General features: G+C 51.6%; 17 protein-coding genes. 12 read left to right on the top strand and 5 right to left on the bottom strand.

The window, feature by feature from the left end; all coding sequences use genetic code 11:
* Positions 1 to 96: 96 nt before the first annotated feature.
* Positions 97 to 1,056 (top strand): Kdo(2)-lipid IV(A) acyltransferase, encoded by a 960-nt coding sequence (locus OGW17_RS10325; protein WP_049011760.1) that lies wholly within the window; start codon positions 97 to 99, stop codon positions 1,054 to 1,056.
* Positions 1,057 to 1,179: 123 nt separating this feature from the next.
* Positions 1,180 to 1,311, top strand: a complete 132-nt coding sequence (locus tag OGW17_RS10320) for a hypothetical protein (RefSeq protein WP_012132696.1) — start codon at positions 1,180 to 1,182, stop codon at positions 1,309 to 1,311.
* Between the two features lie 666 nt (positions 1,312 to 1,977).
* On the opposite strand, the gene uspF is transcribed toward OGW17_RS10320, so the two are convergent.
* Positions 1,978 to 2,406 carry a universal stress protein UspF gene (uspF, locus tag OGW17_RS10315; protein WP_049011759.1) on the bottom strand — a complete coding sequence of 143 codons (429 nt, stop codon included), beginning with the start codon at positions 2,404 to 2,406 and terminating at the stop codon, positions 1,978 to 1,980.
* A gap of 531 nt (positions 2,407 to 2,937) precedes the next feature.
* Here uspF and OGW17_RS10310 point away from each other — a divergent pair.
* The 7 genes from OGW17_RS10310 (at position 2,938) to OGW17_RS10280 (ending at position 9,747) form a co-directional block, all read left to right on the top strand.
* Positions 2,938 to 4,032 (top strand): NapC/NirT family cytochrome c, encoded by a 1,095-nt coding sequence (locus OGW17_RS10310; protein WP_049011758.1) that lies wholly within the window; start codon positions 2,938 to 2,940, stop codon positions 4,030 to 4,032.
* Positions 4,033 to 4,052: 20 nt separating this feature from the next.
* On the top strand, positions 4,053 to 6,497 hold the full coding sequence (locus OGW17_RS10305) for a trimethylamine-N-oxide reductase 2 (protein WP_071258212.1): 2,445 nt from the start codon (positions 4,053 to 4,055) through the stop codon (positions 6,495 to 6,497).
* A gap of 136 nt (positions 6,498 to 6,633) precedes the next feature.
* On the top strand, positions 6,634 to 7,284 hold the full coding sequence (gene zinT / locus OGW17_RS10300; RefSeq protein WP_071258211.1) for a metal-binding protein ZinT: 651 nt from the start codon (positions 6,634 to 6,636) through the stop codon (positions 7,282 to 7,284).
* A 209-nt stretch (positions 7,285 to 7,493) separates the two neighbouring features.
* Positions 7,494 to 8,132 (top strand): leucine efflux protein LeuE, encoded by a 639-nt coding sequence (gene leuE / locus OGW17_RS10295; protein ID WP_012132690.1) that lies wholly within the window; start codon positions 7,494 to 7,496, stop codon positions 8,130 to 8,132.
* A gap of 186 nt (positions 8,133 to 8,318) precedes the next feature.
* Positions 8,319 to 8,681 (top strand): DUF1971 domain-containing protein YeaR, encoded by a 363-nt coding sequence (gene yeaR, locus OGW17_RS10290; RefSeq protein ID WP_024130400.1) that lies wholly within the window; start codon positions 8,319 to 8,321, stop codon positions 8,679 to 8,681.
* Between the two features lie 3 nt (positions 8,682 to 8,684).
* Positions 8,685 to 8,867: a DUF1869 domain-containing protein gene (locus OGW17_RS10285; RefSeq protein WP_012132688.1), complete on the top strand. Its 183-nt coding sequence runs from the start codon at positions 8,685 to 8,687 to the stop codon at positions 8,865 to 8,867.
* 232 nt (positions 8,868 to 9,099) lie between these two features.
* Positions 9,100 to 9,747, top strand: coding sequence for a hypothetical protein (locus tag OGW17_RS10280; RefSeq protein ID WP_049011754.1), 648 nt, complete (start codon positions 9,100 to 9,102; stop codon positions 9,745 to 9,747).
* A gap of 63 nt (positions 9,748 to 9,810) precedes the next feature.
* On the opposite strand, the gene fdhF is transcribed toward OGW17_RS10280, so the two are convergent.
* Positions 9,811 to 11,958, bottom strand: a complete 2,148-nt coding sequence (fdhF, locus tag OGW17_RS10275; protein ID WP_071258210.1) for a formate dehydrogenase subunit alpha — start codon at positions 11,956 to 11,958, stop codon at positions 9,811 to 9,813.
* 466 nt (positions 11,959 to 12,424) lie between these two features.
* On the opposite strand from fdhF, the gene OGW17_RS10270 reads away from it, so the two are divergent.
* Positions 12,425 to 12,673, top strand: a complete 249-nt coding sequence (locus OGW17_RS10270; RefSeq protein WP_012132684.1) for a GlsB/YeaQ/YmgE family stress response membrane protein — start codon at positions 12,425 to 12,427, stop codon at positions 12,671 to 12,673.
* Between the two features lie 139 nt (positions 12,674 to 12,812).
* Here the strand turns inward: OGW17_RS10270 and OGW17_RS10265 are convergent, their stop codons facing one another.
* Positions 12,813 to 12,911, bottom strand: coding sequence for a YoaK family small membrane protein (locus OGW17_RS10265; RefSeq protein ID WP_024130398.1), 99 nt, complete (start codon positions 12,909 to 12,911; stop codon positions 12,813 to 12,815).
* Positions 12,912 to 13,081: 170 nt separating this feature from the next.
* Between OGW17_RS10265 and OGW17_RS10260 the strand changes: the two genes are divergently transcribed.
* Positions 13,082 to 13,336, top strand: coding sequence for a putative hemolysin (locus OGW17_RS10260; RefSeq protein ID WP_024130397.1), 255 nt, complete (start codon positions 13,082 to 13,084; stop codon positions 13,334 to 13,336).
* Positions 13,337 to 13,391: 55 nt separating this feature from the next.
* On the opposite strand, the gene OGW17_RS10255 is transcribed toward OGW17_RS10260, so the two are convergent.
* On the bottom strand, positions 13,392 to 13,739 hold the full coding sequence (locus OGW17_RS10255) for a DUF488 domain-containing protein (protein ID WP_012132682.1): 348 nt from the start codon (positions 13,737 to 13,739) through the stop codon (positions 13,392 to 13,394).
* Between the two features lie 217 nt (positions 13,740 to 13,956).
* Here OGW17_RS10255 and OGW17_RS10250 point away from each other — a divergent pair, with 217 nt between their 5' ends.
* On the top strand, positions 13,957 to 14,664 hold the full coding sequence (locus tag OGW17_RS10250; RefSeq protein ID WP_012132680.1) for a CTP synthase C-terminal region-related (seleno)protein: 708 nt from the start codon (positions 13,957 to 13,959) through the stop codon (positions 14,662 to 14,664).
* Positions 14,665 to 14,696: 32 nt separating this feature from the next.
* On the opposite strand, the gene OGW17_RS10245 is transcribed toward OGW17_RS10250, so the two are convergent.
* The gene (locus tag OGW17_RS10245) at positions 14,697 to 15,884 is read right to left on the bottom strand and encodes a CynX/NimT family MFS transporter (protein WP_012132679.1); all 1,188 of its coding nucleotides are present in this window, start codon (positions 15,882 to 15,884) and stop codon (positions 14,697 to 14,699) included.
* Positions 15,885 to 15,952: the final 68 nt, after the last annotated feature.

Here is a 15,952-nt window from a genome sequence, read left to right as displayed (position 1 = left end):
ACTTTTTGTGCTAACCGGGGCTTTAGTTTTCCCCTCTTTGTAATAGTCAGATAGCTAACACCGCAGTTATCAGTAAATCGGAACGTATTTTACTCAATGACGAGACTCCCAACATTTTCATTCGCTTTTTTTCATCCTCGCTACTGGCTGCTATGGCTGGGTATTTTCTTCTTACGATGTGCTGTTTTGCTGCCTTATCCCATTCTGCTCAGGCTTGGCGCTTGTCTGGGGAGAGTGGCCATGCGCGCATTGCCTCGCAGGGTAACAATAGCCCGTCGCAACCTGGAACTTTGCTTTAAGGCGCTACCTGCGAAGGAGCGTGAAAAATTACTGATTAAAAATTTTGAGTCGGTAGGCATGGGGGTACTTGAAACCGGTATCGCCTGGTTCTGGTCAGACAGGCGTTTACGCAAATGGTTTACGGTTACGGGTTATGAACATATGGAAAGTGCGCGAGCTGAAAATAAAGGCGTGCTTCTCATCGGTATGCACTTTCTTACTCTTGAACTTGGGGCGCGCATATTTGGGATGCTCAATCCGGGCATTGGCGTATACAGGCCGAACAATAACGCGCTGTATGACTGGTTGCAGACGCGGGGACGTCTTCGCTCAAATAAAACCATGCTCGATCGCTATGATTTAAAAGGCATGATACGAGTGCTCAAACAAGGTGAGATTGTCTGGTATGCACCTGATCATGACTATGGCGCTCGTAACAGCGTGTTTGTTCCTTTTTTTGATGTTCCCGATGCGGCGACTACCGCCGGCAGTTACATGCTTGTCAGAAGCGCCCGCCCGGCGGTTGTTCCTTTTGTTCCCCGACGCCGAGCGGATGGAAGAGGGTACGAGCTGATCATCCTCCCGGATATCGGCCATGAACTGTATGACGAGGGCAAGGAAACCGTTGCGACCAGAATGAATCGGGCGATTGAACGCGCAATCAACCTGGCTCCTGAACAATATATGTGGCTACACCGTCGCTTTAAGACCCGACCAGCAGGCAAGCCGGCCCTGTATGGGAAGAAGGAAAACGCGATTGAGAGTAACGGCGAATAGCTCGCTTCCTGGTTTCAAACCGCCTCCGGGCGGTTACTGGTCAATAATGCCGTCATAAACCTGTCATGTGTTCGTGCTATTGGGAATTTAGTCATTCATTTTCTGCGGTCAGGGGAGGTGAAAATGGGCACGGAACATGAACGCATTCGGTCAGTATTAACGGGGCTGCTTATCGCGCTGCTGATGCTGCTTGTCATGGCCGGGTGGCCTTATCTTGTGCGTATGATCTCCGGTTATATCGCCGGGTATCTGTAAATATGCACCTGAGGATAAACAAGAACGGGAACCTGTCAGTTCCCGTTTTTTTATGTCAGTAGAATGGCGTGTTGTGAGAGTGACGACTCTGCACCTGCAATCACCAGCCAGGCAGCGTACCCCCGACACTCCACTCTTCGGAGCCAAAATCGGGTTTCTCGCCTCGGATCACACGGTTTCTTTCTTCTTTTGTCGGTTTATGGGTGGCGGCGCGGCTGGGAAGTTTCCCGGGAGTTTTTACGCAGCCGAATCCCTGACAAATTGGGCTGGCGGAAGAAGGCGCGGGTTGTACTTCTGAGTCGACACAAGCCGTCAACAATACGATTGAAATCGTGCCGGCAACTCTCTTTATGTTCATAAATATCCTTTTAATGTTTAACGACTCACATGCCCTTTTCCCTGAGAGCATGAATACTCTGGCAAAAAAAGCCCGCAACAGAGTGCGGGCAAAATCATACTGGAAGCAATGTGAGCAATGTCGTGCTTTCAATACCTGTATTAGGCGCTAAGGTATTTACAGCAAGAGAATGATAACCATTATCATTTAATGATTCAACCATTCGTTTTATAAGGCTGTTTTTATCGGGAGTCATTCATCAGAAAACAGGTGTGATACAAGAACGGGAGCCTGTTGGCTCCCGTTTTCGCCAGGGTTAGCGAGCGGTATTAGCGTACAACCAGAACAGGGCAGTTTGCATGGCGAACAACGGCCGCAGCAGTTGAACCCAGCAGATAGGTGCTGAAACCCGGTTGATGCGACGCAATGATAATCAGGTCGGCTTCTACCGTATCCGCCAGTTTGAGGATCTGATCTTTGGGCGGGCCGTAGACAACATGGGACTGGCTCCTGCCCTCGGGGATATTGAATTGTTTAACAATTTCCTCCAGTTTGACGGCGGCCTTTGACTGAAGACCGCTTCTATCCGGGAACTCGCTGGAGTAGGCCAGACCCAGTGAGGCATAGAACGGGACAGAAGGTATTACGGCCAAAAAATGCACCTTTGCGGTTTTAGCATGCGCCTCAACCTGCGGGATGATCTGACGGGTCAAGCTGGCTTCTGAGATATCAATCGGCACCAGAATAGAACGATACATATTCACCACCTCCTGTTTGTTTTATCTCCACCTTAAGTGTACTGGACTTATCGGTTGTATAAGAAGTAATCAGATCAAAGTTATGTGAACGAGTCCGCAAGTCGTAAGAATGTAGACACAAAACGTCCACCAGAAGGAGTTACCGACATGATGGCTGTCAGGAGAATGATTTTTACCGTGAATATCGTTATGAAGCAGTAATGGGTTCCGTTTTACTTTATTTCATTGTATATTTATTTATATAACGACGGGATATTTTCTCTCTCTTGAATCGCCATCTTAATTATTTGAAACTTTCTCCTGATATTTAATTTAATACTGGTTTAAATATCTATATAATACAGTGTAACTTGCTGTGTTTTAACGATTTTATACTCATATATTCCGTTGCTGTGTAATCTGCGATCCCCTTCAAATTTACTTGCATGCTAATTCTTATTCACATCCACGCTTGATGGATATCAATAATTAACCTGCTCGGTCTAATTATTGTCTACCTCTAAAAGGGTAGTTGTCTGATGAGAATGAAGAATGAGAAAAATAAATAAAACCATTTTATGGACGATGCTGCTTTGCATCGTTCTTGGCGCAGTAATTGTTTTAGCGGGGCAATGGACGTTACATAAAACATCGAGCACTGAATTTTGTCTGTCTTGCCATACGATGCAGGCGCCTTATGAGGAGTATACGGGCTCGGTTCACTTCCAGAATCAGAAGGGGATTCGTGCGGAATGCGCGGATTGCCATATCCCGGAAGGCGGAGTGGATTACCTGGTAGCCAAGCTCCTTGCCTCGAAAGATGTTTATCATCAGTTCATCACCAAAAAAATCGACACGCCAGAGAAGTTTGAAGAACATCGTCTGGAGATGGCGCAAACCGTTTGGGCGCAGTTGAAAGCCAGCGACTCCGCAACCTGCCGTAGCTGTCATAGCATGGATGCGATGGATCTTGACGCGCAAAGCGCTGATGCCCGCAAAATGCACCAAATGGGCATTCAGGAAAAACAAACCTGTATTGATTGCCACAAAGGCGTCGCCCACTTCCCACCCGAAATAACAATGGACGACAGCGCCCTCAAAGCGCTTGAGGCCCAGTCTGCATCCACCCCCGCATCTGCAAAAACGCTCTATGCCGTAAGCAATACCGCTCTTGGCGATCTGGCAACTGTCTATCCGGCCACGCAAATGCATGTCCTGAAATCGACGGAAACGTCACGGCTGGTGGAGATCCGCGGAAGCCAGATGCAGGGGAGCGGGCAGGTTATTTACTACGCGGCAGGCCAGCGGTTGATCCTTGCCAGTCTGAGTGAGAAAGGGCAGCAATCACTCCACATTCTCTCTGACTGGAAAAAAGATGATTACGGTAACGCGTGGCGGGATGTGGCGCTACAGGGCGAGTGGAGCGGCTCTGCGCTCGCCAGCCGCGAACCGATGTGGGACTACGCGCGCAAACTCGACAATGTGTACTGCGCAGGCTGCCATGCGCCGATTCCTGCGAAGCATTTTACCCTCAATGCCTGGCCCTCTGTGGCGAAAGGGATGGGGGCTCGTACCAACATCAGTGAAAACGAACTGGATATCCTGAGCCGTTACTTCCAGTACAACGCGAAAGACATGCATGAATAGTGATAATACCAGGAGAAATCATGAAACTCACAAGACGTGACTTTATCAAGACGGCTGGAGCGGCAACCGGGACTATGGCGATTTCTTCGGTGATCCCAATGCCTGCCTGGGCCGAAAACCAAAATGGCGGCGCCATCCTGACTGCCGCACGTTGGGGGGCCGTATATGTGGAGGTTAAAGACGGCAAGGTTGTCTCTTCAAAAGGCGCATTACCTAAAACCATACCGAACTCATTGCAGCAAACCGCGCCGGATCAGGTACATACCAACGCCCGTGTAAAATACCCAATGGTGCGTAAAAGCTATCTGGAAAATCCAGGTAAAGCGGACGGTAAACGGGGAAGCGATCCCTTTGTGCGGGTGAGCTGGGAACAGGCGCTGAAACTCATTCATGAGCAGCATAGCCGTATTCGTAGCAGCTATGGCCCGTCCTCCATTTTTGCGGGTTCCTATGGCTGGCGCTCCAGCGGCGTCTTGCATAAAGCGCAAACATTGCTGCAACGCTATATGAGTATGGCCGGGGGATATGCAGGCCATACCGGGGATTATTCCACCGGGGCGGCGCAGGTTATCATGCCATATGTTGTGGGATCGGTTGAGGTATACGAACAACAGACGACATGGCCGATGGTGCTTGAGCACAGCCAGGTGGTGGTGCTGTGGGGGATGAACCCGCTCAACACGTTAAAAATTGCCTGGAGCAGTACGGATGAGCAGGGGCTTGAGTATTTTAATCTGCTGAAGAAATCGGGAAAAACCGTTATCGCGATCGACCCAATGCGCTCAGAAACCATTGAGTTTTTTGGCGACAATGCAACGTGGATCGCCCCGCATATGGGAACTGACGTGGCGATGATGCTGGGGATTGCGCATACGCTGGTGAAAAAAGAGCGTCACGATAAAGCGTTCCTGGAAAAATACACCACCGGTTATCCGCAGTTTGAAGAGTATCTGCTCGGCAAGAGCGACAACGTTGAGAAAACCGCTGAATGGGCATCCGGTGTCTGTGGCGTACCCGCAGAACAGATTGAGAAACTGGCGGAAATTTTCGCCAGCAACCAAACCATGCTGATGGCGGGCTGGGGGATTCAACGTCAGCAATACGGTGAGCAAAAACACTGGATGCTGGTGACGCTGGCCGCGATGCTGGGGCAAATTGGGACGGAAGGCGGCGGTTTCGGTTTCTCCTATCACTATTCCAACGGCGGGAACCCGACGCGTACCGGTGGTGTACTGCCTGCGATATCGGCGCAAATTGAGGGGGGATCGTCGGCAGGGAACGACTGGGCGGTATCGGATGCGGTGGTGAACCTGCCTGTGGCGCGAATTGTGGAGGCGCTGGAAAACCCAGGAGGAAAATATCAGCATAATGGTAAAGAGCAGACCTTCCCGGATATCAAAATGATCTGGTGGGCAGGCGGCGCGAACTTTACCCATCATCAGGATACCAACCGCTTAATCAAAGCGTGGCAGAAGCCCGAGCTGGTGGTGATTTCCGAGTGCTACTGGACGGCGGCGGCGAAACATGCCGATATTGTTCTCCCGATCACCACATCGTTTGAACGTAACGATCTCACGATGACCGGAGACTACAGCAACCAGCATCTGGTGCCCATGAAGCAGGTGATTGCGCCGCAGTTTGAGGCCCGTAATGACTTTGACGTCTTTGCTGATTTAGCTGAGATGCTCAAACCCGGCGGCAAAGCGGTCTATACCGAAGGTAAAGATGAGATGGCGTGGCTGAAGCAATTCTACGACGCCGCGCAAAAGGCGGCTCGCGCTCAACGTGTGGCAATGCCTCAGTTCAATGCGTTCTGGCAGCAGAATAAGCTGATTGAAATGCGCGAGAACGAAAAGAACAACAAGTATGTGCGTTATGCCGATTTCCGCCATGATCCGGTCATGAATGCGCTCGGTACGCCAAGCGGTAAGATCGAGATCTACTCAAAAACCATTGAAGGTTATCACTACAAAGACTGTCCGCCTCATGCTTCATGGATTGAACCGGATGAGTGGAAAGGGTCTGCGGATAAGGATCAGTTACAGTTGCTGACCGCCCATCCGGCGCACCGTCTGCACAGTCAGTTGAACTATGCGTCGTTGCGAAAAGAGTATGCCATTGCCGATCGCGAGCCGGTGACGATTCATCCAGATGATGCGAAGGCAAGAGGCATTGCCGAGGGCGACCTGGTACGTGTATGGAATGGTCGTGGTCAGGTTCTGGTCGGGGCGCACGTCAGCGACGGGATCAAGCCGGGGATCATCTGTATCCATGAAGGCGCCTGGCCTGATATCGAGAATGGCATCTGTAAAAACGGCGGCGCCAACGTGCTGACGGCGGACATCCCGACGTCAAGGCTGGCGAACGGCTGCGCGGGGAATACGACCCTGGTATACGCAGAGAAATTTACCGGCGAAGCCCCAACGCTCACGGTATTTGATGAGCCAGAGATTGTCACTCTGTAACGCCGGGGACTGTTAGTTTGTCGGAATAAGCGGGAGCCTGTGTGCTCCCGTTTTTTATGCTTCTCATTCAGAGTTGAATTAATAGTGATGTTATATTATAACATCCTATCTTTACGCACTGATTGAGGGTGATATTTTGGCGATTCATTTTGAAAAATTAGCAGTAGCTCTGGGAATGCTTCTGGTTAGCGGACACGCGCTTGCGCATGGGTACCATTCACATGGCGCACCGCTAACGGAGATGGAGCAAAAGGCGGCAGAAGGCGTTTTTGACGATAAAAACGTGAAGGACAGGGCGCTAACGGACTGGGACGGTATGTGGCAGTCTGTTTATCCGTATCTGGTAAGCGGGGAGCTTGATCCGGTATTTAAAAAGAAAGCGGAGAAAGATAACAGCAAAACGGCCGAGGAGATTAAGGCCTATTACCGTAAAGGCTACGCCACCAATGTGGATACTATCGGCATTGAGAATGGCGTCATGGAATTTCACACCGGTAATCAGGTTGAGTCCTGCCAATACGATTATGCCGGACACAAAATCCTGACCTACGCATCCGGTAAAAAAGGCGTTCGCTATCTGTTTGAGTGTAAAGATGCGAAGAGCAACGCGCCTAAATATGTGCAGTTCAGCGATCATATTATCGCGCCGCGTAAGTCGAGCCATTTCCATATCTTTATGGGGAACACTTCCCAGCAGGCATTGCTTGAAGAAATGGATAACTGGCCAACCTATTATCCGTACCAGCTGAAGGCCGAAGAGGTCGTCGACGAGATGTTGCACCACTAAGATGTTGTTATTATGGCGGGCCCGGCAGGACCCGCCATCGTGTTGTGACGGCGTCCCAAAAGAGCGATATCTGTCATAAGTAGGGCGCCTTTGCCGGTAAATATCATGATATAACGCAACGCTATGATTTCCCTTCCCATCATTCAGTTCATTCGTTAGCATATTGTTTCGCAGTAAAGCGTATCTGTTTTTTTCAGGAAGAGGTTAACGTGTTCGCAGAGTATGGAGTTCTGAACTACTGGACGTATCTGGTTGGGGCCATTTTTATCGTGCTGGTGCCGGGGCCTAATACGATATTTGTGCTGAAAAACAGCGTCGGGCGAGGGATGAAAGGCGGATATCTCGCCGCCAGCGGCGTGTTCATTGGCGATGCGGTGCTGATGTTTCTGGCGTATGCGGGCGTCGCAACATTAATAAAAACAACGCCGGTGCTGTTTAATATCGTTCGTTATCTCGGCGCTTTTTATCTGCTGTATCTTGGTGCGAAGATCCTTTACGCCACGCTTAAATCGAAAGGGAGCGAAGTGGCGCATGATGAGGTTCCGTTTGGCGCAATCTTTAAACGTGCCTTAATACTGAGCCTGACCAATCCCAAAGCCATCCTTTTTTACGTTTCGTTTTTCGTCCAGTTTATTGACGTCAATGCGCCGCACGCGGGGCTGTCATTTTTTATCCTGGCGACAACGCTTGAAGTGGTGAGCTTTTTCTATCTGAGCTTCCTGATTATTTCGGGCGCTTTTGTAACGCAGTACATTCGCACGAAAAAGAAACTGGCGAAGGTGGGGAATTCCCTTATCGGTTTGATTTTCGTTGGTTTTGCCGCACGTCTGGCGACGCTTCAGTCATAACGCCATCAGGCCCGCGCACTCTGTGGGCCTTCCGTTTTTACTTTTTACTTAAAGATGATGCTCACCGCCACGCGCGACGGAAAAAAATAACCAATAAATGGTATTTAAAACGCATCTTATGAGGCGTACCCTTTTTACAGCAGCGATTCAGTAAGATCGCTGGTTGTTACTGGAAGAGGGAATAAAATGCTTCAAATTCCACAAAATCATATCCATACACGCTCCACTCCGTTCTGGAATAAAGACACCGCGCCAGCCGGAATTTTCGAACGCCACCTTGATAAAGGAACCCGACCAGGGGTTTATCCTCGCCTGTCGGTTATGCAGGGGGCGGTCAAATATCTCGGATACGCAGATGAACACAGCCCGGAACCGGAAAAAGTGATGATCATTGAAGCCGGTCAGTTCGGCGTTTTTCCCCCGGAAAAATGGCACAACATCGAAGTGATGAGCGACGATACCTACTTTAACATCGACTTTTTTGTTGCACCGGAAGTGCTGATGGAAAGCGCCAGCCAACGAAAAGTCATTCATACCGGGAAGGAGTAAATCATGGGCAAAGCGACCTATACCGTTACCGTAACCAATAACAGCAACGGTGTTTCAGTTGATTATGAAACTGAAGCGCCGATGACACTGCTGGTCCCGGACGTTGCGGCAGAAGTGGTGAAAGATCTGGTGAACACCGTGCGCTCATACGACACCGAAAACGAGCACGACGTTTGCGGCTGGTGATCCCGTTCGGGAAGCCTGCGACCGCGATTTTTTAACCGTTACGCTAAACCGCACAGCGCTATCACGACGCTGGGCGGTTTTTTTTTCGCCTGATATCAGCATGTACCTGACAACTGAAATTAATTGAAAAGAAATATTAAGGAAACCTTAAGAACATCGCATTGTTTGTTAATGCTCTGGCATTCATAAAATATATGATTGAGCATCAAACACTGAACAGAAAATGACCACCATGAAATTTGATACTCGATTAACCTCGTCGGCTCTCGTCCTTGCGCTTGTTGCGTTGGTTATTCCTTTCACTGCGAACTGGCACGTACCTCTGCTAAATGGCGTCGTGGTGTTATGGATTGAAAATGGGCAGGCGCTATGGCTACTGTTTGGTGCGCTATTTACCGCCTGGTATATCAGGCCGTTGTCTCGCCCTGACGGCGCAAAGCAGTTCTGGCTTTGGGCGGTGGTGTGGTGGCTGGTGTTGTTAGGGCGAAGCACCAGCTGGGGGCGCGACTATTTTCCTGATCATCCCAAAATGATCTTCCGGGGGATTTCCGTCGTCCTGATCGCCGCGCTTGTGCTTCCGGTATTGATCTCAAAGACTTTGCGCCAGGAGATTGCGCGTCGGCTGCGTGAAGAATCCCTGCCGCTGTGGTTGCTAACTGTTACTGCCTGCGCGTTTTTAATTTCCGATACGGTAGAGCATCATCGGTTACTGTCGCCGCTGTTCCTGCACAGTAAGCAATACACTGATTTGATTGAAGAACTGTATGAATTGCCGTTCATGATCGGGCTTTTTTTGGTTACGCTGACGTTTATGAAACGCGATAAACAAGATGAATATATTGCGTTGCAGACGGCGGAACCGCAGCATGCGGAATATTGAGGTTCGCTGATGAAAACGCCCGGGTTCTTTTTCCCGAACCCGGGCTAACAGGCACAGCGCGGTTTATGCAATTGCCTCGCATAAACGCGACTTCATATCGCTGTACGATTGGGCAGCATGGTTTTCCGCCCAGCGCTGATCGGTAATGGCTTCGACCTTCACGGCGCAGTATTTGGTTTCAGGCGTTTTCGAAATCGGATCAAGATTATCCTGAGTCAGTTCGTTACAGGCGCCTATCCACCATTGATAGGTCATATAGACCGTTCCCTGGTTAATGCGATCTGAAACATCGGCCCGGCTGATGACTTTACCGCGACGTGAACTCACCCACACCAGTTCGCGATGACGAATCCCCAGTTTTTCCGCGTCGTTTGTGTTGATTTGCACGTTGCCAGGTTCATCTGCCAGCGCCTGTAGCGCAGCACAGTTGCCGGTCATTGAGCGGCAGGAATAGTGTCCCACTTCGCGAACGGTACAGAGCACCATCGGGAACGCATCATCAGGAACTTCCGCCGGAGCCCGCCACGGCGCGGCGAATAACTTGCCTTTGCCGCTGGGCGTATCAAACTGACTATGTGCGTAAAGATACGGTGTGCCGGGGTGATCAAGGTCCGGGCACGGCCACTGCACATGCCCCATATCGCCCATTTTCTCCCAGGTGACGCCGTAGAAAAGCGGACACAGTTCGCGCATCTCATCCCAGATGTGCTGGTTACTTTCATAATGCATCGGGTAGCCCATTTCGGTCGCCAGCAGACTGATAATCTCCCAGTCGCGCTTCACATCTCCGGTGGGATCGATGGCTTTTTCAAACCGCTGGAAGCCACGGTCGGCACAGGTGAAGACGCCGCCGTGTTCGCCCCATGAGGTCGCGGGCAGGAGAACATCCGCCATTTCTGCCGTTTTGGTCATGAAAATATCCTGCACCACGATAAAGTCCAGCGCCTCGAAACCGGCCCGCACCAGCCCCAGGTCGGCCTCGGTTTGCAGCGGATCTTCCCCCATGATGTAGTAGGCTTTAATTTTGCCTTCCATCGCCAGGTGCGGCACCTCGGTAATACGCGTGCCGACTTTGTCATCCATCAGGCTGGCATCGATTCCCCAGGCTTGCGCGAATTTCTCTCTGGCGGCTGCATCCGTCACGTCCTGGTAGCCGGGGAACTGGTTAGGCAGAACGCCCATATCGCACGCTCCCTGGACGTTGTTCTGACCGCGTACCGGGCCGACGCCGACGTCAGGACGCCCCAGATTGCCCGTCAGCAGCGCCAGGCTCGACAAACCGCGCACGACGTCGACAGCCTGACCAAACTGGGTCACGCCCATTCCCCACATGACCGTGGCGGAAGGGGCGGCGGCGAACGTTCGCATCGCCTGACGCACCTGCTGGGCAGGGACGCCGGTTAAATGTTCGACGGATTCCGGGGCGTAATCTTTTACGGTCTCCCGGTAGGCCTCCAGTCCTTCCGTGTGCTTTTGTACGTACTCCGTGTCGTAAAGGTGTTCATCAAGCAGAACGTAGCCAAAGGCGTTAACCAGCGCCATATTGCAGCCGTTGTTCAGTTGCAGGTGCTGATCGGCAATACGGGCGGTCTCAATGCGCCGGGGATCGCACACAATAATTTTGGCGCCGTTCTGCCTGGCCTTAATGACTCTGCGCGCGACAATAGGGTGAGAGTCTGCGCAGTTATAGCCGAAAATCAGCAGGCATTTGGAGTTCTCTATATCGCTGATGGAGTTACTCATCGCCCCATTACCCAGCGTCTCCTGCAACCCGGCGACGGAAGGGCCGTGGCATACGCGGGCGCAGCAATCGACATTGTTGGTATTGAGTACGGCGCGGGCGAATTTCTGCATGACGTAGTTGGTTTCATTCCCTGTCCCACGGGAAGAGCCCGTCGTCATAATGGCGCGGGACCCAAAGGTTTCTTTAATGGCGGATAAGCGTTGTGCGGTATAGCGGATCGCTTCATCCCAACTGACGGGGGTAAATTTTCCGCCTTTTTGATAGCGGATCATCGGGCGGGTCAGACGTGGCGTCAGAAGCCGCGTGTCGTTAAGGAAGTCCCAGCCATAGTAGCCTTTCAGGCATAACTGGTTCTGGTTGGTTACGCCCTCTGCGCCTTCGGCACGGATAATTTTGTTATTTTCAACAACAAGCTTGAGCTTGCACCCGGCCCCACAGTACGGGCACACACTGGTGATTTTTTTCATCAATAACAGACCTGTTAAAAGCTGAAATAGCGCGAATTGTAGTCGAAGCCGACGCGCAACATGGCGCTGGCTTCGGTTTGTCGTAGCGACGGGCTGTTAAAGCACAAACCGTGCCAGAAACAGAAACTCAGGCGCGGCGGGGCTTGTCTGCGGAAAGATGAAGAAAATGACAGCGGATTCGTCATAAATGACGAGTAAACGTCAAAAAAAAGCCCGCACTCAGTGAGGCGGGCAAAAATACTGGAAGCAATGTGAGCAATGTCGTACTGAATACCTGAGTGATTTGCTCAACTATTCAGTAATGAGAAAGATAATCTTTATCATCTAAACTTGCAACGCCAACTTTTATGGGAGTAAAGAAAAAATAATAAAAGTGACATTTATCACAAATTTCAATTCTCTGATGATGTGCTATTCTTTTTAACGGCGAGTAAACCGCTAACGTACAAACATAAGTGAGGAAAAAATGGGCATTATTTCATGGATTATCTTTGGGCTTATTGCAGGTATTCTGGCGAAGTGGATTATGCCTGGTAAGGATGGCGGCGGGTTCTTCATGACGATCATCCTGGGGATCGTCGGTGCCGTGGTAGGGGGATGGATCAGCACGTTCTTCGGGTTTGGCAAAGTTGACGGCTTCAACTTTGGCAGCTTTGCCGTAGCGGTTATCGGCGCGATTGTCGTTCTGTTTATCTACAGAAAAATCAAAAGTTAAGCGAAGTAGTTCGTAAGACGAAAAGGCTACCGTTGGTGGCCTTTATTATTTTGATAAGCCCGTTACCACCAGCCCAGTTTAGTTCCTGCCACCGCGATAATCGCAATGCCAATCATGATGAGTGTCGTTTTCTTCATCGTTACGCCCCCGGCGTGGCGTAGCCGCCGATGAAAAACCATGCCAAAAAAGTCACCGCCGTAATGAAAATCACGACAGGAAAAATAATGCCTAATTTCATGCTATCACCCGTTCTCGTTATAGGAAGACGAGCAAGGATAGCAGGGCGTCGTGCGTGACAAAAGATGTTTTAACGTCACGCTTTTCATTCTGATACGCATCGCAAGAAAACATGGAGATACAACGGCAGGCGGGTTAACCTGTCGGGGTGTAATGTTAACGGGAGTTCATATGAGATTCATGTTTGTCGCGCTGCCGTGCGCGTTGGCGCTCTCCGCCTGTTCGTCGTCATCCCAGCCCGAGGCGCCGAAACCTCCGCAAATAGGTATGGCAAACCCGGCTGCCGTCTATTGCGAACAGAAGGGCGGTACGCGAGTGCCCGTTCAAAGCCCGCAAGGGGTACGCACGGAATGCAAACTGCCCGGCGGAGAAGTGATCGAAGAGTGGGATCTCTGGCGCAGAGATCATCCTGCCAGCGGTAAGTGACACCCGGCGCATCGCTTTGCGCATGCGCCGTGTTTTGGCGGATTTTTTGTGCGAATCACAATCCGCGTAGCCAGTCGGCCAGGACAAGTGCGTGATTCTGCTCTGTGTTCTTTGCCGCATATAGCAGGGTCAGCGTCTGCTGGCGGGCAATATCCGCCAGCCGTTTACCTTCCTGCTTCTGTTGGTCGAGTTCACTCCGGTATTGCTCAGTAAAATTTTTGAAATCAATCACTTCAGAGTGAAAGGCCTTGCGTAATTCAGATGAAGGCGTAAGCGTTTTATCCCACTCGTCAAAGGCCAGATCGGTTTTTTTGACCCCTCGCGGCCACAGCCTGTCAACCAGTACACGGTAGCCGTCGCTTTTTTCTGCCGGGTCGTAGACGCGTTTACACTGAATTTTCATCCTTTTCTCTCCTCAATCCAGGCCATGACTTCATTAATCTGATTGCCGGAAAATCGTGCCGCGTCATGCTGACGTAGCAGGCTGTTTCTGAAACGTAGAACGTCATCACTATAGCACTTCGATCCTCCTCAATTTAAGGGATTGTGATAACAGTAAAAGATCGGTAGTCTGAGGTTCCTTATGTTGTCCCTCATTGCATTGACATAAGGAACGCCTCATGGAACTTTCCCCTGTTAAAGACACGCTACGTATTGCGCTGGTGGGTGATTACAACCCCGATATCGTGGCGCACCAGGCCATACCCCTTGCTATTGATGATGCGGCCGCCGTGCTGGAGTTAATGGCGGACTATGACTGGCTGACGACGCCCGACATCAATAGTGACGAAGATTTGGTGGGCTATGATGCCATCTGGGTTGTTCCCGGCAGTCCCTATAAAAATACCGAAGGGGCATTGATTGCTATTCGCTATGCCCGTGAAAACAGCATTCCTTTTCTGGGAACCTGCGGCGGATTCCAGCACGCGATCCTCGAGTATGCCCGCAACGTGCTGGGCTGGCGCGATGCGGCGCACGCCGAAACTGATGCTTCCGGTCGGATGGTTATCGCCCCGTTGAGCTGCTCGCTGGTGGAAAAAACGGATGATATCGAACTGAGGGCGAATACGCTGGTCGCCAAAGCCTACGGGCAGGACGTTATCTCCGAAGGGTATCACTGCAACTACGGGGTATCAGAGGATTTTGCCGCTGAACTTGAGAATGGCGATTTGCGGGTTACCGGGTGGGATGAGGCGGGAGACATCCGTGCCGTGGAACTGGTAACGCATCCCTTTTTCGTTGGTACGCTTTTTCAGCATGAACGTGGCGCGCTGGCGGGAAAACCCGTTCCCCTGGTGCAGGCGATGCTGCGAGCCGCACGGGGATAAAAACAAGGGCAGGTCAATGCCTGCCCGTTCGGTTATTTTGCTGCGATCTCCCGATCGCGTCCGGCATAAAGGCCGAATATCGCCATCGCGACCGCCAGAACCGCCACGCCAATTAGCGGGATGTGCCAGTCGCCGTTGGCATCATGAATCTTACCCATCAACGGCGGCCCACATGCCGCCAGCAGATAGCCGACAGATTGCGCCATGCCCGAAAGCGCCGCCGCCTGGTGCGCGGAACTGGCGCGCAGCCCGATAAACGTCAGACCCAAAATCATCGTCGCGCCAGAGCCAAACCCAAACAGAATCGTCCACAGCACCGCCTGCTCCGGCACAAACCAGAACCCGGCCGCGCCGAGAGCGCACATGAGCGATACCAGCGCGGCAATACTGCGCTGATCCTTGAACCGGTGCAGGATGAGCGGAATCAACAGTCCCGGCGCAGCCGTCGCCAGTTGCAGCAGGCCGTGTAGCGATCCGGCCTGCGCTTCACTGTAGCCGTGGCTGATTAAAATCGCGGGCAGCCAGCCGATGATAACGTAATAGATAAGCGAGTTAATGCCGAGGAATAAGGTGACCTGCCAGGCGAGGGAAGATCGCCAGATGCCGCGCGAGTGTAGCGCGCGGGAGTTGCTCAGGTTGGCGGTAGCCGTGTTGCGCCACTGCGGCAGCCAGATAAGAAAGGCCAGCAGGGGAAACAGCATCAGCATTAACAACGCGCCGCGCCAGCCAAAACCATGCAACGCCAGCGGTACGACCATTGCCGAACCCACCGCCGCTGCGGCGCCCATTGTCAATGAATAGGCGCCGGTCAGTTTTGCCACATGCTGCGAATAATCGCGTTTAATCAGCCCGGGGAGCAGCACGTTTCCCAGCGCGATACCGCAACCAATAATGGCTGTGCCGGTAAACAGGAAGCTGGCAGAAGGCAGCGAGCGCACGGCAATACCAAAGCAAATCAACAGCATGGCGGCAAACAGGCTACGTTCCATGCCGAACCGGCGCGCAATGTTTGCCGCCAGCGGAGAGACCAGCGCGAAAGCCAGCAAGGGAAGCGTGGTCAGGAGGCCCGTTTGTGCGGTAGTTAGCCCGTAATCCGCACGAATCGTCTCCAGTAACGGCGCAGCGCCAGTGAAGGTAACGCGCAGCGTCGTCGCAATCATCAGAATACCGGCAATCAGTAATGCACCGTTTTTGCCGCGTAATGAAGGGGAAATAGTCATTGTTTTCTCATATCAACAGGCGAGGCGATACCTTACCGTTTTTACTCTCTGGATCAATCAAGCTAAAA

This window comes from Citrobacter sp. CK181 (assembly GCF_030333595.1).
Classification (GTDB): domain Bacteria; phylum Pseudomonadota; class Gammaproteobacteria; order Enterobacterales; family Enterobacteriaceae; genus Citrobacter_B; species Citrobacter_B koseri.
The sequence above is the reverse complement of the archived record's forward strand: the minus strand, read 5'-3'. Positions and strand labels throughout refer to the sequence as shown.

What these genes read in the sequence shown, in the direction of transcription:
- OGW17_RS10325 (WP_049011760.1), top strand. Translation starts at nt 97, where the DNA reads ATGACGAGACTCCCAACATTTTCATTCGCTTTTTTTCATCCTCGCTAC.
- OGW17_RS10320 (WP_012132696.1), top strand. Translation starts at nt 1,180, where the DNA reads ATGGGCACGGAACATGAACGCATTCGGTCAGTATTAACGGGGCTGCTT.
- uspF (WP_049011759.1), bottom strand. Translation starts at nt 2,406, where the DNA reads ATGTATCGTTCTATTCTGGTGCCGATTGATATCTCAGAAGCCAGCTTG.
- OGW17_RS10310 (WP_049011758.1), top strand. Translation starts at nt 2,938, where the DNA reads ATGAGAAAAATAAATAAAACCATTTTATGGACGATGCTGCTTTGCATC.
- OGW17_RS10305 (WP_071258212.1), top strand. Translation starts at nt 4,053, where the DNA reads ATGAAACTCACAAGACGTGACTTTATCAAGACGGCTGGAGCGGCAACC.
- yeaR (WP_024130400.1), top strand. Translation starts at nt 8,319, where the DNA reads ATGCTTCAAATTCCACAAAATCATATCCATACACGCTCCACTCCGTTC.
- OGW17_RS10285 (WP_012132688.1), top strand. Translation starts at nt 8,685, where the DNA reads ATGGGCAAAGCGACCTATACCGTTACCGTAACCAATAACAGCAACGGT.
- OGW17_RS10280 (WP_049011754.1), top strand. Translation starts at nt 9,100, where the DNA reads ATGAAATTTGATACTCGATTAACCTCGTCGGCTCTCGTCCTTGCGCTT.
- fdhF (WP_071258210.1), bottom strand. Translation starts at nt 11,958, where the DNA reads ATGAAAAAAATCACCAGTGTGTGCCCGTACTGTGGGGCCGGGTGCAAG.
- OGW17_RS10270 (WP_012132684.1), top strand. Translation starts at nt 12,425, where the DNA reads ATGGGCATTATTTCATGGATTATCTTTGGGCTTATTGCAGGTATTCTG.
- OGW17_RS10265 (WP_024130398.1), bottom strand. Translation starts at nt 12,911, where the DNA reads ATGAAATTAGGCATTATTTTTCCTGTCGTGATTTTCATTACGGCGGTG.
- OGW17_RS10260 (WP_024130397.1), top strand. Translation starts at nt 13,082, where the DNA reads ATGAGATTCATGTTTGTCGCGCTGCCGTGCGCGTTGGCGCTCTCCGCC.
- OGW17_RS10255 (WP_012132682.1), bottom strand. Translation starts at nt 13,739, where the DNA reads ATGAAAATTCAGTGTAAACGCGTCTACGACCCGGCAGAAAAAAGCGAC.
- OGW17_RS10250 (WP_012132680.1), top strand. Translation starts at nt 13,957, where the DNA reads ATGGAACTTTCCCCTGTTAAAGACACGCTACGTATTGCGCTGGTGGGT.
- OGW17_RS10245 (WP_012132679.1), bottom strand. Translation starts at nt 15,884, where the DNA reads ATGACTATTTCCCCTTCATTACGCGGCAAAAACGGTGCATTACTGATT.